Below are 18,415 nucleotides of genomic sequence, written 5' to 3'. Positions count from 1 at the left end.
CAAATTTCCTCAAAAGGATTTGAGAAAATTTGTTATCGCTATTCCTAATTTGAGGTTAGAAATATTATATTTCTGACCTCAATTAACGACGACAAAAAATGAGTTTTGAGCATTACCAAAAAGAATTTACTTCTAAAGCAGTCAATTCAGGATATTCTGAACAAAACATTTTTGATTGTTTAGAATATGCAAAAAAATTAATTTCAAATAATGTTCCGGTAATATATAACACAACGAATCTGTCTGCATTAGTTGGTTATAAAAAAAGTTATTTAAAAAGAGCTGCGATATATACACCCTATTTCTATCGTGAGTTTGATATTCTAAAAAAAAATGGTAAAAAAAGAAAAATTTCTGAGCCTCTTCCAAGTTTAAAAGAAATTCAATTGTGGATATTAAACAATATTCTTTATAAAGTTGAAGTTAGTAAATTTGCCAAAGCTTACATACCAAAAGTTAGCATTAAGCAAAATCTTGTTTTCCATAAAAAACAAGCAAAAGTCTTAACTATTGATTTAGAAAATTTTTTTCCATCCATAAAAATTGATCAAGTCATTGTGATTTTTAAGTCATTAGGTTATTCAAATATAATTTCTTCTTTAATTGCTAAATTATGTTGTTTAAACGACTGCCTACCGCAAGGTGCGTCAACTAGTCCATATCTATCTAATATATTTTTGCGCAACTCAGATGATATAATTTCTAAATATTGTTTAGGTAGGAATATTCGATATACTAGATATGCAGATGATATGACATTTTCAGGCGACTTTGACGAAGTTGAACTTTTGAAATTTGTAAGAACCGAAATAAAAACACTTAATCTTCAAGTAAATGATGAAAAAACCAAATTAATGTTACCTAATTCTAGACAAGTTGTGACTGGAATTGTTGTCAATAATAAACCTCAAGTAGAATTCAATAAGAGGAATAAAATTAGACAAGAAATGTATTACATTATAAAATTTGGTCTTGAAAATCATATGAATAGAAAAAATATTAAGAAAGCTAATTATGTACCTCATCTTTTAGGAAAAATAAACTTTATACTTCAAATTAACCCATTGGATAATGAATTTATTGAATATAAAAAGCATCTAAAAGCCTTGACTCTAGTTTAAAAACTTCATTTGAATATACTGACATAATTTTTACCATATCCCCGCTCCGCTGAGTATAATTCCTAATTCAATTTTCAACTAGCAACAACATCATGAACGCTGCGCAAATGTCCCCTGCTCCGCAAAGTATAATTACCAATTCAATTTTCAAACGGCAACTACATCGTGAACGCTGCGCAAATGTCTCCAACTTTGCGCCCATTCCTATTGCCAATCACAATAGCTAATACTTATTATATTTTGTAAATACTCAACCACTTGGATATCCCAACATATCAACGGTTTGTTAGCACATTCCCGACGCTTCGGAATGTCTGTGCACGCGAACTAAATCCGTTACTAGACCACAAGTCGCCCAACCAATAATAGTTTAAAATCAAATCTTCAAATCAATAAAAAGTGATGCACTGTGCGTGATTGCTTCCTTCGTCGCAATGACCCTGATTGTGATACTCGTTGTGCATGCGTGTGTGAGATTCTTTCAGAATGACAAACTAGGTGGATTTTATTTGCGTTCTGTTGGCTGCTTTTCAGAATCAAAACTTAAATGTTTTTCTATATCTCACAGGATTTAAAAAACTCAAACAAAGTAAAATGGTAAGATGAAAGAAATACTTTCACCATCAGAAGTACAAAAGATAGTGTTGCTGTCTAATCTTGTTTAGCCAGCTATGGTTTATACGATACTAAAACTCATAAAATAACAAAGACGTTTTTCGCCCTCGTATCTTGTACAAAGGTAAACTGAGCAAAAAACTACCCACGTTTATTTATTTCTTGATATGATTTCTCGATTGATTTTGACCTCTGTGTAAAAGCAATCCATTCGAAAATAATCGATATTCAGAAGCTAAACTCCTTTTCGAAAAGAAATTCATTTTCAAAAACCACCCAAAACAAAAAACGCTCCCTTTTCAGGAAGCGTCTACTACTTTTTATAAAATTATAACTAGCAATCAAATTTATTTTATAGTCTTCATAATTCCTCCAATCGCCAATTTAGGTTCGGAATTTCTTCTGGACCAAAGTGAGTGATTTGTTCTTTTTAGATAATAATTTACCAATAAACTCAATCGTGTACTACTTAATACTCGAAAGAATTGGTACAATAAGGGGTACCGAGGAAATAAATCTCTGCTGTTGCCGACCAATAGAAAAGCTTCATAGATATAGGAGGCTTTGTTTATTTCCAATTCTTCCATAAAATCTTCTAAGATCCAGACCACAACCGTGTTATTCGGTCTAGCACCCTTAAAAGTTGTTTAACCATATACTCTCTTTTTAGTTAATCATTTCTTAAGCTATTAAAAATACCATCCTTATTACTATAAATTCGCCTTATCAATTCAGATTAATTTATCCTTGTTTAAAAACAAATAAATTATTACTGACCAAAATAAATCTATATCAAACTTTTATATTAGAAATATTGATCTACATAGCACTTTTAAATATTGCGATTTTTCAGGGAATTGTCTTAGGATTTATTATAATAAAGTCTTCACTATTCAATAGTAACTCAAATAAATATTTAGCCTATTTGCTATTTACGCTGTCAATAGAATTACTGAAACATGTTAGTGAAATTCAACACGTATTCACCTCCTACCCTATTCTGCAATTTATTGACGACATCGAGTGGGTTTTTTTGATACCTGTTTTCCTATATTTGTTTGTAATAAATCGCATCGATAAAACCTCAAAAGTTAAACAACGAACTTATTTGTATTATATTCCGTTTACATTATCCGCAACCCTTGCCTTAATATACAGTCTTGATCATATTGTAGAAGCGGTTACTTTTTCTAAAACAGGAATATTTGTACTCCAAATTTTTAGTCTAATTCATCTTTTATTAGCTGTTACATTCATCCCATCTCTTTCGATTTATTCTTTTTCCAAGATAAAATATTTAAAAGATTCACAAGAAAAAAATTGGATACTCACCTTATTAATCATCGCTTCACTACTACTATTTGCATGGCTAAGTGCTGCACTAATCGGTTTACTTCTTAACTATGACATTTCTAACTCCATGAGTACATTAGCATTGGTGGCTACATTTTTAATTCACTGGATAGCTTATGTAGGTATTTACAAATACAAATTGGCCAAAAACAAAGATGCTGTTACTACTTTTTTAAATACCGATTTAACGCTTTCCGATCACGAACTTCCAATCATAAAAAATAATAGACCCGAAGAACAGAAAGAATCAATTACTGCAGACAATATTTATTATCAAAAACTAGAATCACTTTGCAAAGAGCAACATATTTACACAGACAGCACATTAAACCGAGAGAAAGTTGCTGAAAAACTAGGCATTAGTCCAGGTTATCTTTCCCAAATTATAAATAGCATAACAGGTGATAACTTTGCCAATTACATCAATAACTATCGGATTGAAGCGGTCAAAGAAATGATCTCAAATTCTGAATATGAAAATTATAATTTGTTGACAATTGGATTGGAATCTGGTTTTACATCAAAGACAACTTTTTACAATTCCTTTAAAAAAATGACTAGTCAAACACCAAATGAATATAAAAACGCTAATAAATAAGTACCAATTTATACACTTTTAAGCTTTTGAGACCTTTAGCTATTCTATTTGCTTCAATTTTGCTTAAAATAATTCAAATCACATTTTATGAAAAAAATTTTGACACTAGCTGTTCTTACAGTTTTAGGATTTACAAATGTTAATGCACAAAAAATCAATTTTGGTATTAAAGGAGGTTTAAACTTTGCAAATATCAGCGGAGATAACACCAAAAATTTTGATGCTGTAACATCGTTCAATTTTGGTGTTTTATCAGAAATTCCGATTTCCGATAAATTTTCATTCCAACCTGAGTTGTTATATTCTGGCCAGGGATATAGCTTCAATGATAACACAGTTGCTTTAGGCTATTTAAATGTTCCTTTGATGGGGAAATATTATGTAACAAAAGGATTCAGTGTGGAAGCTGGACCGCAAATAGGCTATTTGTTGTCTGCTAAAAACGAAAGTATTAATGTAAAAGGTTCGTTTAAGTCTGTTGATTTTGGCATTAATTTTGGTCTAGGTTATAAACTAGACAATGGTCTTAATTTTGGTGCAAGATACAATATGGGAGTATCTAACATCAATAAAGTTGACAATTCGTCAAATAAAAACACAAACGGAGTACTGCAATTATCTGTTGGTTATTTCTTTTTCTAAATTGCAATAATCTTAATAATTCACATCCTGAACTATGAGTTAAAATTCAACAATAGTTTCATGATGAATATTATCCTGAAAAAAGATGTAAACACTAAGAAACCTCGAAAACACTAAGATTTTCGAGGTTTTTTATTATAGTTACAATTACAATACTGCAACCTACTTCATCATTACTTCAAGCAATAATATGAGAGTAGAAAGTTTAATAAAAGTTTTCCACCAACTAATAAATTTTACTTTACAGTCTCCAATACAGCTTGTCTCGCCAATTTAGGTTCGAATTTTCTATTATACAAAAGCGGGTAATTTGTTCTATTTGGAATTGGGTAGTCATTTTTCCAAGACATACCATCTTGTAGTCCCCACAAAGTGACTCTGCTTATTTTATCTTTGTTCTTTACAAAAATTTCAAAGAATTCTTTGTAACGATTCGCTAATTGCTGTTCTACAGATTGCGGCAAACCATTTTTGTACGGGTCTAAAAAGGTTTCGAACTCATCTAATTGATACTGAGGCTCCATCATGCTTTTCCCAGTTATTTGACCTTCCTTGGTAATTGGCAATACATCAACATCCAATTCTGTAATCATTACTTTGATTCCTAAGGCCGCATAAGCATCAATCGCCTGTTGAATGTATTCCGTCTTAGGAAAATTCAATCCCCAATGTGCTTGAATCCCAACACCATCAATTCTGATTCCGGCATCTTGAAGCATCTTAATCATGCGAACTATTCCGTCTCTTTTTTCTGGACGCCAAGCGTTGAAATCATTATAATACAATTCGGTGTTAGGGGCATATTCACTTGCATATTTGAAGGCCAATCGAACCATTTCGTCTCCATCGCCAATACCGCGTACCCATGTTGTAGGTCGGTATTTACCATTATCATCTATAACCTCATTTACTACGTCCCATGCTTGTACTTTCCCTGCATAGCGACCAGCAACCGCTTTAATGTGGGTACGTAATTGCTCTTTTTGTTCTTCTGGCGAATTTGGCGCTCCTTTATCGTTTGTAAAAAACCATGCAGGCGTTTGATTGTGCCATATCAAGGTGTGACCCATAACGAACATCTTGTTTTCTTTGGCGAAAGCAACATAGGCATCAGCCAATGTAAAATCATAAACTCCTGGTGACGGACATACCACTTCCGCTTTCATACAATTTTCGGGAGTAACGGTATTGAATTCCCTTTTTATAATAGTTTGTGAGGCGTTATCCTTACCCGAAACGATATCATCATTTATGGCACTACCTAATAAAAAGTAGTCTTTAAAAGCATCTTTTAATGTTACATTTTCAGTAGTTGTTACGGTTTTCGAAACAGCGGTAGTTTTCACTTTTTGAGCATTGCAAGCTGTAAATGTTAGTGATAAAACACCCATTATTGTGGCCATTTTATTTACTGTGAACTTTGGTTTTTGCATAGTTTTTTATTTATTAATAGAAAATGTATTGTAATGAATACATCAAGTTTTTGGTTACTTATTTGTACTTATCGCACTCCATGTACCGCCATGGCTAAGGTAAATATCGAATCCAAGGCAGTAATAAAAAGTGTGGTTTGCTTTTTACCGCCAAAAGTGACATTGGCAGTCCAGTCTTTAGGCACGGCAATATGTTCTATTTGTTCTCCTTTTTTATTAAACACAGTAACTCCTTTTCCGGTCAGGTACACATTACCTAAGTTGTCAATCGTCATCCCATCCGAACCCATATTGGCAAACAATTTTTTGTTCAAAAGTTGGCCGTTTTTCCCAATTGTATAGGAGTAGGTTTTTTTACCAGATTCATCAGCAACATATAGGGTTTTGCAATCGGGAGTACCTATAATTCCGTTCGGTTGATTGAAGTTATCGTCGGCTACAATTGTTGGTATTTTTGTATTTGGTGCTAAATAATACACCCTTTTTGATGCTTGCTGTGGTTCTTGATGTTCCCACCACGTACGTTGGTAATAAGGGTCTGTAAAATAAATTCCTCCTTTGGCATCTACCCAAAGATCATTGGGACCATTAAATTTTTTACCTTCAAAATTTGCAAGTATTACGGTTACTTTTTTATTTGCATCAATAGACCATATTTCATTTTTTTCATCGGCAATGGCTAACAAATTCCCTTGGTTATCAAAATACAATCCGTTAGAACGACCAGATGGTTTCATATAATCTGAAACGGTATTGTCACTGGCATTCCATTTCAGGATACGGTCATTGGGCTGATCTGTAAAATAGACATCGCCATTTTTGTCTGCAGCAGGACCTTCGGTAAATTCGAATCCATCAGCAACCAAAGTAAGCTGCGCACCATCGGCAATTATAGCTTTGTTTAAGTCTTTCTGCGCCTTGCAAGACATATTCGCAATCAGTAGAAAACTGATGCTCAGTATATTTAGAAAATTATTATAAAGCTGTTTTTTTGATTTAGTTCTCATATCGTATTGTTAATTTATTTTTTGATTGAATCGCCTTTAGCCCAATAAATAGCGCCAAAAATGTGGTTTAAAAAGTTTTTATCTTTAAACGATTCTGGTTTATGACCCATAGCGGTGTAAAACGATCTTCCTCCTTCATACTCTTGATACCATGCAATAGGATGTGCCTTTCCCATCCCTTTCAACGCGATCTCATCATAACCGGCAGTAAAATCATACGAAGTTTCGTCAACCGTCAATAGAATATGTAGTTTATCGAAATTCATATTTTTAAAGTTATACCACTCATCAGAACGAAGCCATTTATTGGGTAGATGCCATGTTGCTGGAAAATCATGATTGGCAACGTTTACAATGGCTGCTTGTAATTTTGGATGATTTACGAACTTCGCTCCTACTAGACCATCAAACCAAGCGTTATCGTTTTCACCATCTGCCGTACCGTGTATGCCTACAAAGCCACCGCCTCGTTTCATAAATGCTTTTAAAGCATCCATGTGTTTTGGCAGTAAAAAATTGGCATTGGCATTCATGAATATCACCACATCGTATTCTGGTAATTTTGTTATAAGATCATCGGGTCTTTGGGTCCAATCAAACTTAAACTGATTTTCGGCTGCCATTTCTTTGAATGCTTCAACAGCGACAGGAATGGTGTTGTAATGCCAGGTATCATGCTGGGTAAACAATAAAACACGAAACTGATCTTGCGCATTTGCTTTCATCATTGTAAGAATGCATAGGGTTAGTAAAAAGTATTTCATTTTAAATGGTTTCATAATTTAATTTTATTGTTTACATGCATAACTAAAGCGATGTGCTATAGTACATTTTAATTCTGTTTAAAAAATATAGCCACAGATTATAATGATTAATCATTGCTACCATTGTTCAATCTATTTAACTCTTTTAAAATCTGCTACATCTGCGAAAATTTGCGTGAAAAAAAATGCACGCAAATTTAGCAGATTTTCGCAGATAATAATTTCCGTGGCAAAAAGTTAAAACAGCTTTCATAAAAATTTATCGATAGCTAAATTTCAGTCGGTGGTGGATTATTTCAATAATTCATAATAAATATATTCCCAAGCCAAATCCACACTGTACATAGGTGGAAAGTTATAGTCCTCCACTTCCGCCAAGATGTACTGCACTCCAGCTGTTTTTTGATAGTTGAAAATATCCTTGAAATCTATTTTTCCGCTTTCGCCTAATTCTTTATAATCTTTTACATGCCAACTAATAAATCGGTTGGGATAGGTTTTAAAATAATCGATAGGATTCACTCCTCCCCGATGCATCCAATACAAATCCGATTGAAAATAGACATAATCCGGATTGGTATTTTTAAGAAAGTAATCATAAATGGTTACCCCTTCGACCTTTAAAAATTCATCGGCATGGTTGTGGTACACAAACTTGAGTCCGTTCTCCTTGCAGAGTTTTCCAACTTTATTATAATAATTGCAATACTCTTGCAATTCTTTGATCGTCTTGATGCTTTTTAATTTACTATTTGAAGTTGACAAGTATTCAACACCCGCTATTTTATGGTCTTGTATCGTTTTATTCCACCACGCATTGATTGCGGCATCGTCGTTTTTGTCTTCGGGATCGAAAAAGGTCATTGAGCCTAAAAATTTCATGCCTGCTTTTTCAACCATCGCCTTAAACTGCGTTGGACTTTGACCGTAAAAACCTCCATCCTTGTATACAAAAGTCTCAACATAGCTGTACCCCATTCTGCCTAACTGAATCAAGGTTTGTTCTGGATTTTTAAGCATTTCTTTGTGAACAGAAACGAGCTGAATACCAATATTTTTATCTTTAGGATTGTTTTTAATGTATCTTGTTTTCCATACACTCCTTTCATTAGTATCAAATCCTTCCAATATAACATACGTATAATTTTGAAAGTTAAAATCAACCTTCATTGTTTTATTACCATTGAGGTCTTTGTCTTGCATTGTCCAATGATTTTCTGAAGAAAATATGCCTTTTCCAGTAAAGAATGCGCCTTTTGCATTATGACCAGCAGCAAAAATTGACTTGGTACTCGTATCATAACCTATAATTTCATGAAGGATTGGATTGTATTGATTGGCACTGTTTTTTTGAAAAACTTCAACCGTGAGCGAACGATTATCGAAATTAGTCATACTACTCATTTTAATTTCAGGAAGTTTTGCAACACTATCACTACTAGGATTTATTGCACTTACCCATTGACCAGAATATTGCCTGAGTCGGTCTTTTTGAGAAGAAACACTGTAGTTTTCTTGAGCAAAACTGACGAATGATTTTAGAAAAATAACTAAAAAAAGAACTCTTTTCATTTTTCTTATTTTTTATCAAGGTGAATAAATAATGGCTTTTGCTAAACTTAGGTTTTACTCTTCTCATGCAATTTTTCAGAAATATTACTATGCAAAAGCTTTGTGGAATCAATACTATAGAAGTTGAATCTGTTCCCTCCTAAAAAGAATTAATCTGCTTGAAGAGTATCAAGCAGATTAATTTTTATTTTTTTTATTGTAAATTAGCTTCTAAAAACTACTCCAAATATGGATCTAAAGTCTGGATTTTACCATTTTCATCATAAGTGATTTCCGCTACTTTTACCGATCTTAAGTGGGTAACTCCTTCAGATAAACTAGAATCGTGGTAGAATAAATACCATTTATCTTCGAACTCACAAATAGAATGGTGTGAAGTCCAACCAATTACTGGATTTAAAATACGACCTTGATACGTAAACGGTCCATAAGGATTGTCTCCCGTAGCGTAGCAGATAAAATGTGTATCTCCTGTTGAATAAGAGAAGTAATATTTACCATTGTATTTGTGCATCCACGAAGCTTCAAAAAAGCGACGATCATTGTCTCCTGCTAAAAGCGGTTTTCCGTTTTTATCCAGGATTACGAGCTCTTTTACCGATTCGTCAAAACTTTTCATATCAGCAGATAGCTTTGCCATAATTGGATTTAGAGCCAACTCATTTCCTACTGGTTCTTTGTGGTTTACATCATAACTATTGTTTCTATAGCTTTGCAATTGGCCACCCCAAATTCCACCAAAATACATATAGTAACTACCGTCATCATCACAAAAAACAGCTGGATCGATAGAGTAACTACCTTCAATTGCTTCTGGTTCAGCAATAAATGGCCCTACTGGAGAATCACTAATCGCAACACCAATCTGGAAAATTCCGTTGGCTCTTTTGGCTGGGAAATACAAATAATATTTTCCATCTTTAGTAGCAGCATCAGGCGCCCACATTTGTCTTTCGGCCCACGGCACATCTTTTACGTGTAGTGCTAATCCGTTATCTTTTGCTTCCCCTGTTGGGCTATCCATAGAAATAACGTGGTAATCTTCCATCCCAAAATGGTCTCCATTGTCGTTAAACGGAATTCCCGCTTCGATGTCATGTGAAGGATAAATGTATATTTTTCCGTTAAAAACATGTGCCGAAGGATCTGCGGTGTACATATGTTTGATTAGCGGTTGTGAAATTGCTTTTTTGTTTATTTCGTCAAAATTGATATGACTGATATTTTCTTCTGGCATAATAATTTAATTTATATTTTTACTTCTTCTTTCTTTTAATTCACTTTCTAGCTGTACTTCCATTTTTTTATCGATGATATAAAAACATACTAAACCGGCACTTGCGATAAAAAATAATCCTGGATAAACACTTACGGCTAATTTAATTCCGTCAATTGCTGATTGTGCTTGGTTCGCTGCTTCGGCTACATAACCGTATCTTGATAATAGAAAAGCACCTAGTGCACCACCAATACTCAAACCTACTTTTAGACCAAAAATCATAGCCGAAAAGATGATCGCAGTAGCGCGTCGGTTGTTTTTCCATTCGCTATAATCAGCTACATCAGCAATCATTGCCCATAGTAACGGAATCGTAATTCCGTACAAAAATCCATGTACCACCTGCGTTACAAATACTAACGTTATGGAGGTAGGCGCATAGAAATTGAACTGAACCAAGCTTAAAGCAGACAAGAATATAAAGGCAATGAAAATGTTTCTTTTTCCGAATTTATCAGCCAATCCTTTTGAAAACATAATTCCGAAAATCATGAACAAAATCCCACCCGAATTGAACAAACTAAAGGCAGATGTAGGGGCATCTTTAGGCCATTGAAACTCGGTAAGGCCCATTCCAATTAGTGAATCATTTAATCCTGCAATCATATTATTAAATCCGATATCCTGCAAAAACGTCGCTTGAGCAACAGGATCTAAGTAGTATTTAAAGTAATAAATGTACATTCCGCCTTTTAGCGAAAGCGTAACAAAAATTAAAATAGTAACAAAAAGCATGATTACCCAAGGCTTGTTTTTGGACAAATCGAGTAAATCTTGTTTTACTGATGATTCTTGTTCTTTTTTAGGAACAATACGTTCTTTTGTAGTCAAGAATGTGATTATAAAACATATAACCCCCGCAATGGCAAAAATCATCATGGTCGTTTTAAAACCAGCTGCTTTGTCACCATGACCCAATATTAAAACCAAAGGCAACAACAATCCTTGAATGATAAATTGTGCAAACATTACAGCAACAAAACGATACGAAGACAAACTGTTACGTTGTCCCATATCTCCTGTCAAAACTCCGCTTAGAGCTGAATACGGTAAATTATTGGCCGAGTACACTAAAATCAACAAGAAATAAGTCACTAAGGCGTAAATTACTTTTCCGTCTGGACCAAAATCTGGTGTTGAGAAAGCCAAAATAGCGATGATTCCAAATGGCAAAGAAGTCCATAAAATCCAAGGTCTGAATTTCCCCCAACGGGTTCTTGTTCTATCGGCAACAGCACCCATTATAATATTAAAAAAGGCACCAATAAAACCTCCAAAAAAGATAATCGCACTTGCTGTACCTGCTGGAATTTTATACACATCGGTGTAGAAAAACGCCAAAAAGGTCATCAAAGTTTGGAAAATTAAATTGGCTGCAAAGTCGCCTAAACTGTAACCTACTTTCTCTAAAACCGAAAGTTTTTGGGATGTATTATTCATTTTGTAATTTTATTTATGGTTATTCTTTCTAAACGTTTCCTATTATTTAGTCGTTTTATTACTAAAGCGCTCGATCGATTTCAACTCCGGTTCGCCACCTCTTTGGCCACAGCCCGAAGCGATATACAATTCTTTTTTGTACCAAATAAATTGAGTACCATGTCTACCTCGCTCCAAAGAGGGTAGCGTACTCCAAATTCCGGTTTTTGTATCTAAAACTTCAACTTCATTATGTGCTAGTAATTGATCTCCATTTTCACCACCAGTAACTAAAATTTTATCACCAATACAAATTGATGCAATACCAGCACGCTGCGTAGGAACAGGATTGGCAAGTGTGCTCCATTGTCCAGATTTTAAATCAAACACATCCACCTCTGGAATTGTTAATTCAAAAACCTTTTCGATAGCGCCTGATGAAACCCTTCCGCCCAATACATATAATTTGTCTTTACAAACTACTGAGGTAGCATGATCACGAGCTCGAGGTGTATCAGTTAGTTTTTCCCATTTCCCTGTTTTGAAATCGTAAACATCAAACCAGCTTACGTGTCCATCCCAGTGACCGTCAATAATACCACCCGAAATATAAAGTTTGTCCTTATAAACATTGGTGGTTGTAGAGGATCTTAATCTATTCTCTGGCATCGAAAATCCTTTTTCCCAACTGTCCTTTTCAGGATCATAAACATAAGCTGTAGCTACTGGAGTTTCGTGTGGGAATTGCCCCGTAGCAGCGCCAACGATATAAATTTTCCCTTTATAAGAAAAACTTTGAAAATGGTGCAATTCAATTGGCGGTTTGGCACCTGATGTCCATGTATTTGTTTCAGGATTAAAAATGGACACTTCTTGAATACGTCGACCGCCAAGCAGGTAAAATTTACCGCCAACTTCAGCAAATGCTGCTTCATGTCGTGCTGCAGGTTCTCCTGTACAGGCCAAGGTTTCCCATTTATAATTATCGAAAGATTGTGCAATCCCTTGTTGACAAAATAAAGTGAACAACGATAAAACCAATATTTTCGAAAGTCTAGAAAGTCGTATCATAATCTCTTTTAATTTGATTTAATTTGATTGTTAGCTTTACATACTAGATAAAAAATTACACGCAGATTAGACAGGTTAATTACAGTTAATCAATTTTAAATCTGCGTGCTTTTTTAATTTTAGTACAAGTAACAAATAGTCCTATAATTTTAAGGCAGTTTGCACTACTACTAGTTACAATCGCTCTATTTTTTCTTCAAAGCCATTACTTGATCGTATGCTTTGTTGGTCTTATTATTTCGATCGAAAAGCAATGGATAGTTTGTTCTGTTTTTGATAGGCCAATTGTTTAACCACGACTGACTATCATTTACTCCCCAAAAAGTAACACGACTAATTTTGTCTTTATGCTTCAAGAAAACTTTGAATAAATCTTCATAACGTTGCGCAAGTTTCACTTGAATACTGTCTGGAACTCCATTCGTGTACGGATTCATTTTGGCATCTTCTTCAAAATTCTGATCTACATTGGCACCTACTAACTTCTCTGGAACTGGTAAAACAGATATATCTAGTTCCGTAATCATCACTTTCAATCCTAATTTAGAATAAGCAATTATACTTTCTTCAATATCTTTTAATGGCAAACCATCAAGGCTCCAATGTCCTTGAATTCCAACACCGTCAATGCGAGCACCACTGTCTTTAATTTTCTTTAATAATCGAATAGCTCCTTCTCTTTTTACCGGTTGCTCGATATTAAAATCATTATAATACAATTCCGTATTTGGAGCTGCTTTTTCGGCTAACTTGAAAGCAGTTACTAAGAAGTCATCGCCTAATTTTTCGAAAAATATAGATTTTCTATATGTTCCATCTTCGTTTAAAGCCTCATTTACAACATCCCAACCATCAATTTTACCTTTGTATCTTCCGGCAACAGTACTAATGTGATTTTGCATAAACATGCTCAATGAATCTTTGCTTTTTATTGCAAGTACAAATGGAGACAATTGCTCGTGCCATATAAGTGCATGACCTACAACAAACATGTTATTCTTTTTTCCATAAGCCACATATTTGTCTGCTACATCAAAAGTGTACTCATCCCATTTTGGATGAATCATTTCACACTTCAAATTATTCTCTGGAGAAATAGCACTAAATTGTGATTTGATCAAGTTATTTACAACTGAATCTTTTTCATTTATTTGGTCTTCGCTAAGAGCGGTACCAATGTAAAAATCTTGTTTGAAAGCACTTTTTAAAGTTGGTTCTTGATCTACCACTTCTTTTTTAGACTGACAACTCATCATTAAAACTCCTGCCAATATAATTGTAGCCGTTTTGCTATTTACTATTTTCATATTTTATTTTTTAAATCACTATTTAGTTTTATTATCTACTTATTCTGCACTATTTACAATGGTTTTCACGTACTCAAAAAATGCTTTCTTTCGAGCTGAACTCACTTTCCAATCTACAGGTACACTTTGAAATCCTTCTTCAATATTTGTTTCTCCTTCTCTTCTAAAATCAAAGAAACCCCATGAGGCCTTGTTCTCGATCGCCGTTTTGAAATTATTTTGCTCCTTGTCAAAATTATAATGATCATCTTCATTAAAAACAATTGGTTTTAGACTGTAACCTGGCACTTGTTTCGTTTTTTCGACCATCATTGCCACCCCTTTTGGATCTTCAACAGCGTTAGCATGAAGCAGAATATAATCAGACGCTTCTATCACACTAGAAGTTGGAATCGAAGCACCTTGAAAACTAGTCGATACTAAATACCTGAAGTTTCCTCTTTTATTGTTTTTTACTCTGTTAATCAATGTAGCCATACCACTTTCCGTTAAGATTTTGTGGTCGTAATAGGGTAAATCACATTCATTCACAACTTCAATAAGAATGTTTTTATAGCCCGTTTTATGAAGTCCGTTTATTGTATTATCAACAGCATTGATTACTGCTTTTTCATCTGCCAAAAGTTGGTCTTGTCCGAAATAAAATAATCCTAGGATTACGACCATTTCTAACTCATCGGCTTTTTTAAGCACTTTCTCTAATCGGTTCCAATAGGCTGGTTTAATCGAACCATCAGCAGTAAAAGCCGAGTTGATCCAGTTTTTATTACCATACCCTGTTGGACTACCACCTTGTAAATTCACGGTAATCGCATTTAATCCATACGATTTCCATTCTGCCATGGCAGCAACAAACTCGTCTGTATTGCGATCGGCACTCCATTTTTGAGTGTCGGGATACTTCCATAAAACAGCTGTTTCTGGATTCTCATCATCAAAAGTCGCTTGCACCATTCTTGAATTAAACAACAATCCTTCGATTGGTTTTCCTTTCCATGTTTTGCCCTTATTGATTATTTTTCCGTTGATTAAAAAATTATCTTTTTCGATAGAAACAACAGTATGTCCTTTGCTTTTTTTAGTACTAATTTGACCATTGGTCGCTATGCTAAAAAGAAATAATGCCGTAATTGATAGACTATAAACTATTTTCATAATGTTTTAATTAAATTTTGAATGGGTTTCCTTTTAAAGTAACTGTGCTAACAACTACATTGGCTTCTTTTATTCTTTCCTCATTTGGTTGTGCACCTCCTACAGAAAAAGTATAATCGCCTGGACTCACTTCCATTTTTACATCAGCGTTGATTTGTGCCAATTGTTTTGGTTGCACTTTAAACGAAATAGTCTTTGTTTCACCTGCTTTTAGAAAAGTTCTTTCAAAACCAACCAATGTTCTTATAGTATTTTGAAAATCGTCTTTGGCACTTTTCATATACAGTTCCGTCACTTCGTCGCCATCTACTTTTCCAGTATTGGTAACATTAACTGAAAGTAGAATTTCTTTATTCGTTGCTTGTTCTTTGTCTAAAGCCAGATTGCTGTATTTATAACTTGTATAACTCAACCCAAAACCAAATTCATACAAGGGTTTCCCTTGAAAATAGCGATAGGTTTTGCCTTTCATGTTGTAATCATCAAAAGCTGGAATGTCATTAATGTCTTTATAAAAAGTAAGTGGCAAACGCCCTGACGGATTGTAATCACCAAATAAAATATCGGCAATTGCAGTACCACCCGCTTGTCCAGGATACCAAGCTTCTAGAATAGCCGGAATATTTTCGTTTTCCCAATTGATGGCAAGCGCACTACCGTTTAGCAAAACCAAAACCATCGGTTTGCCTAGTGTGCTTATTTTTTTCATTAAATTGGTTTGAGAAGCTGGTAGTTTGATATCCACACGATCACCACCTGCAAAACCGTCTACTTTCACTTTCATTTCCTCTCCTTCTAAAAGCGGACTCAATCCCATGCAGAAAACTACAACATCAGATGCTTTAGCCAACGCCATTGCTTCTTTTTCAAGATTTTCATTTGGTGCTTCCCATAAAAAACGCATTATAGCATGCTCTGAATTGTCTTGCTTGTATTCTAATTTAATTTTGTAGGCTTTGTTTGCTTCTAAATCTAAATACTCATATTCTGTTTTAGGCTCATAAACATTGTCACTTTCTACAATTAATTTATCATCAACATACAATTTCATTCCAGAATAAGATTGCCCTCCTATCGCGTAGCGACCTGATTTGGGAACCGAAAGATAGCCAGTCCAACGAACTGAATATTTATCGTACGTCATTTCTGGAAATGGTGGCGTTGTTGCCCACAAAAAGTCAACGTTTTTATCAATTTGTTTGTGCGATGGGTTACCTTTTAAAGTGGTATTCGAAAAATACTCGGCTTTCAAACCTTTATTTTTCAATTTACTATCGGTATATAAAACAGACGCAGGAACCGCTTCTAAAATTGGCAAACCATCTGCTAGTCTACACCCTTGTGCAAAACTCACATTCGTATTGGGTAATTTATTTTTAATCCCTTGCAAAGGTGTTATAGGTTGTGACGGAAAACCATTGTAGTTCCCAAGCAAAACATCCGCATCATTCGCATTTGGACCTATAACCGCTACTTTTTTCACGTTTTTGCTTAATGGCAATAGGTTATTATTTTTTAATAAAACCATTGATTTTCTAGCAGATTGAAGTGCTAGTAAACGATGTACTTCTGAATCTACTACTGAATAGGGAATGTCTTCAAATTTCACATCGCCTTTTGGTGCAAACAAACCAAGTTTTAATCGAGCTTCTACTAATCTTTCTACAGAAACGGTTAGTTCGGCTTCAGAAATTAAACCTTGCTCCACGGCTTTTACCAGTGAAGGATAGGAATCTCCACAATTTAAGTCGGTTCCCGCTTGTACAGCCATTGCAGATGCTTGTTCCTTAGTTTGTACTACTTCATGAGCTCCTTTGTTATAGAAATCAGTCACTGCCCAACAGTCAGAAACGATATATCCTTTGAAACCCCAATCTTTTCTCAATAATTCACTTAATTGTTTGTTTCCGCAACAAGGCACACCTTTGAAGCTGTTATATGCACACATTACAGAATACACGCCCGATTCCTTTACCACTTTTTCGAATTGTGGACTGTAGGTGTTCAACATATCAAAGTCGGATGGGTCTACATTAAAACTATGACGACTCGCTTCTGGTCCGCTGTGTACTACAAAATGTTTAGCTGTAGCAATCAGTTTATAATATTTAGGATCGTTTCCTTGTAAGCCTTTTATAAATTGTACCCCCAATTCTCCCGTTAAATATGGATCTTCTCCGTAGGTTTCCATTCCGCGACCCCATCTTGGATCTCTGAAAATATTAATGTTGGGTGTCCAAAAAGTCAAGCCTTGGTGAATGCCTCTTTTATTTTTAGATACAAAATCATGATGTTTGGCTCTCGCTTCATCTGAGATTGCATTGGCATTTTCGAACATTTGCTTTCTATCAAACATGGCACTCATTCCGATTCCTTGTGGAAAAACAGTGGCAATTCCCGCACGAGCTACACCATGTAAACATTCGTTCCACCAGTTCATTTCAGGAATTTCTAATCTATCTATTGCAGCAGAGTTGTAGGTCATTTGAGAAACCTTCTCTTCCAATGTCATTTTCGAAACCAAAAAAGAAGCGCGTTCTTCAAAAGTTTTTGAGGCATCTTTATGTAAAGCCACTTGTGCACCACAAGTTGTGATGGCAAGTAAAAAGAAAAGACATATCTGTTTTAATGGAGACATATTGTATTTTTTAATTTATAATTGGGTAAATCTTGTTCGACTATTTGGAGCTGTTTTTATTTCGAAAACAGTCCGTTTTTTTAGGGTATAAAACTGAATTTTCAAGACAATTTTGAACTTACTATTCTTAAATTATTAGCTGTTATAAAACCGACTAGTAATTGTAAAAACTGTTTGGTAAAAGTAGCAGGATGTTCCGTTGCCAAATGACACTTTTGAAGCTATAACTACAACAAATCGTGCGTATTTCACTATTTGTAGGCGTTAATGAGTGGTTTTAAAATAAAAATGTAAATTTCGATAACTATTAAAAAATTATAAATAGCCTTAAAAAACTTCATTATTATTTATATAATCGTAAAAAAAATGACTTTTAAATAGAGATACCTATTTTAAAATAGCTCATCAGAACATGACTAAAAACACTCAAATATGCGCTTT

Annotated in this window: 13 protein-coding genes; 3 read left to right on the top strand and 10 right to left on the bottom strand. The window is 34.4% G+C overall.

Going from position 1 to position 18,415, the window contains the following annotated elements; all coding sequences use genetic code 11:
• Positions 1–98: 98 nt before the first annotated feature.
• From ACVEGE_RS14445 to ACVEGE_RS14435, 3 genes are all read left to right on the top strand, one after another.
• Positions 99–1,121 carry a reverse transcriptase domain-containing protein gene (locus ACVEGE_RS14445; RefSeq protein WP_192501420.1) on the top strand — a complete coding sequence of 341 codons (1,023 nt, stop codon included), beginning with the start codon at positions 99–101 and terminating at the stop codon, positions 1,119–1,121.
• Positions 1,122–2,550: 1,429 nt separating this feature from the next.
• A complete protein-coding gene (locus ACVEGE_RS14440; protein WP_192501421.1) occupies positions 2,551–3,687 on the top strand; it encodes a helix-turn-helix domain-containing protein in 1,137 nt (378 codons plus the stop codon).
• Between the two features lie 87 nt (positions 3,688–3,774).
• Positions 3,775–4,329: a porin family protein gene (locus tag ACVEGE_RS14435; RefSeq protein ID WP_192501422.1), complete on the top strand. Its 555-nt coding sequence runs from the start codon at positions 3,775–3,777 to the stop codon at positions 4,327–4,329.
• Between the two features lie 236 nt (positions 4,330–4,565).
• Here the strand turns inward: ACVEGE_RS14435 and ACVEGE_RS14430 are convergent, their stop codons facing one another.
• The 10 genes from ACVEGE_RS14430 to ACVEGE_RS14385 form a co-directional block, all read right to left on the bottom strand.
• Positions 4,566–5,762 (bottom strand): endo-1,4-beta-xylanase, encoded by a 1,197-nt coding sequence (locus ACVEGE_RS14430; protein WP_458008561.1) that lies wholly within the window; start codon positions 5,760–5,762, stop codon positions 4,566–4,568.
• A 68-nt stretch (positions 5,763–5,830) separates the two neighbouring features.
• Entirely contained in the window at positions 5,831–6,769 is a 939-nt protein-coding gene (locus ACVEGE_RS14425; RefSeq protein ID WP_192501423.1) for an SMP-30/gluconolactonase/LRE family protein, read from the bottom strand.
• Between the two features lie 14 nt (positions 6,770–6,783).
• Entirely contained in the window at positions 6,784–7,548 is a 765-nt protein-coding gene (locus ACVEGE_RS14420; RefSeq protein WP_192501424.1) for a ThuA domain-containing protein, read from the bottom strand.
• 276 nt (positions 7,549–7,824) lie between these two features.
• Positions 7,825–9,105 (bottom strand): sugar phosphate isomerase/epimerase family protein, encoded by a 1,281-nt coding sequence (locus tag ACVEGE_RS14415; RefSeq protein WP_192501425.1) that lies wholly within the window; start codon positions 9,103–9,105, stop codon positions 7,825–7,827.
• A 217-nt stretch (positions 9,106–9,322) separates the two neighbouring features.
• Positions 9,323–10,342, bottom strand: a complete 1,020-nt coding sequence (locus tag ACVEGE_RS14410) for a glycoside hydrolase family 43 protein (protein ID WP_458008560.1) — start codon at positions 10,340–10,342, stop codon at positions 9,323–9,325.
• 6 nt (positions 10,343–10,348) lie between these two features.
• Positions 10,349–11,824, bottom strand: coding sequence for an MFS transporter (locus ACVEGE_RS14405; protein ID WP_192501426.1), 1,476 nt, complete (start codon positions 11,822–11,824; stop codon positions 10,349–10,351).
• 42 nt (positions 11,825–11,866) lie between these two features.
• A complete protein-coding gene (locus ACVEGE_RS14400) occupies positions 11,867–12,874 on the bottom strand; it encodes a Kelch repeat-containing protein (RefSeq protein ID WP_192501427.1) in 1,008 nt (335 codons plus the stop codon).
• Between the two features lie 185 nt (positions 12,875–13,059).
• The gene (locus ACVEGE_RS14395) at positions 13,060–14,181 is read right to left on the bottom strand and encodes an endo-1,4-beta-xylanase (RefSeq protein WP_458008559.1); all 1,122 of its coding nucleotides are present in this window, start codon (positions 14,179–14,181) and stop codon (positions 13,060–13,062) included.
• Between the two features lie 39 nt (positions 14,182–14,220).
• Positions 14,221–15,336 (bottom strand): hypothetical protein, encoded by a 1,116-nt coding sequence (locus tag ACVEGE_RS14390; RefSeq protein ID WP_192501428.1) that lies wholly within the window; start codon positions 15,334–15,336, stop codon positions 14,221–14,223.
• A 10-nt stretch (positions 15,337–15,346) separates the two neighbouring features.
• On the bottom strand, positions 15,347–17,974 hold the full coding sequence (locus tag ACVEGE_RS14385; protein ID WP_458008558.1) for a glycoside hydrolase family 3 C-terminal domain-containing protein: 2,628 nt from the start codon (positions 17,972–17,974) through the stop codon (positions 15,347–15,349).
• Positions 17,975–18,415 lie beyond the last annotated feature (441 nt).

The organism is Flavobacterium sp. PL002 (assembly GCF_054165825.1).
The sequence above is the reverse complement of the archived record's forward strand: the minus strand, read 5'-3'. Positions and strand labels throughout refer to the sequence as shown.

What these genes read in the sequence shown, in the direction of transcription:
- ACVEGE_RS14445 (WP_192501420.1), top strand. Translation starts at nt 99, where the DNA reads ATGAGTTTTGAGCATTACCAAAAAGAATTTACTTCTAAAGCAGTCAAT.
- ACVEGE_RS14435 (WP_192501422.1), top strand. Translation starts at nt 3,775, where the DNA reads ATGAAAAAAATTTTGACACTAGCTGTTCTTACAGTTTTAGGATTTACA.
- ACVEGE_RS14430 (WP_458008561.1), bottom strand. Translation starts at nt 5,762, where the DNA reads ATGCAAAAACCAAAGTTCACAGTAAATAAAATGGCCACAATAATGGGT.
- ACVEGE_RS14425 (WP_192501423.1), bottom strand. Translation starts at nt 6,769, where the DNA reads ATGAGAACTAAATCAAAAAAACAGCTTTATAATAATTTTCTAAATATA.
- ACVEGE_RS14420 (WP_192501424.1), bottom strand. Translation starts at nt 7,548, where the DNA reads ATGAAACCATTTAAAATGAAATACTTTTTACTAACCCTATGCATTCTT.
- ACVEGE_RS14415 (WP_192501425.1), bottom strand. Translation starts at nt 9,105, where the DNA reads ATGAAAAGAGTTCTTTTTTTAGTTATTTTTCTAAAATCATTCGTCAGT.
- ACVEGE_RS14410 (WP_458008560.1), bottom strand. Translation starts at nt 10,342, where the DNA reads ATGCCAGAAGAAAATATCAGTCATATCAATTTTGACGAAATAAACAAA.
- ACVEGE_RS14405 (WP_192501426.1), bottom strand. Translation starts at nt 11,824, where the DNA reads ATGAATAATACATCCCAAAAACTTTCGGTTTTAGAGAAAGTAGGTTAC.
- ACVEGE_RS14400 (WP_192501427.1), bottom strand. Translation starts at nt 12,874, where the DNA reads ATGATACGACTTTCTAGACTTTCGAAAATATTGGTTTTATCGTTGTTC.
- ACVEGE_RS14395 (WP_458008559.1), bottom strand. Translation starts at nt 14,181, where the DNA reads ATGAAAATAGTAAATAGCAAAACGGCTACAATTATATTGGCAGGAGTT.
- ACVEGE_RS14390 (WP_192501428.1), bottom strand. Translation starts at nt 15,336, where the DNA reads ATGAAAATAGTTTATAGTCTATCAATTACGGCATTATTTCTTTTTAGC.
- ACVEGE_RS14385 (WP_458008558.1), bottom strand. Translation starts at nt 17,974, where the DNA reads ATGTCTCCATTAAAACAGATATGTCTTTTCTTTTTACTTGCCATCACA.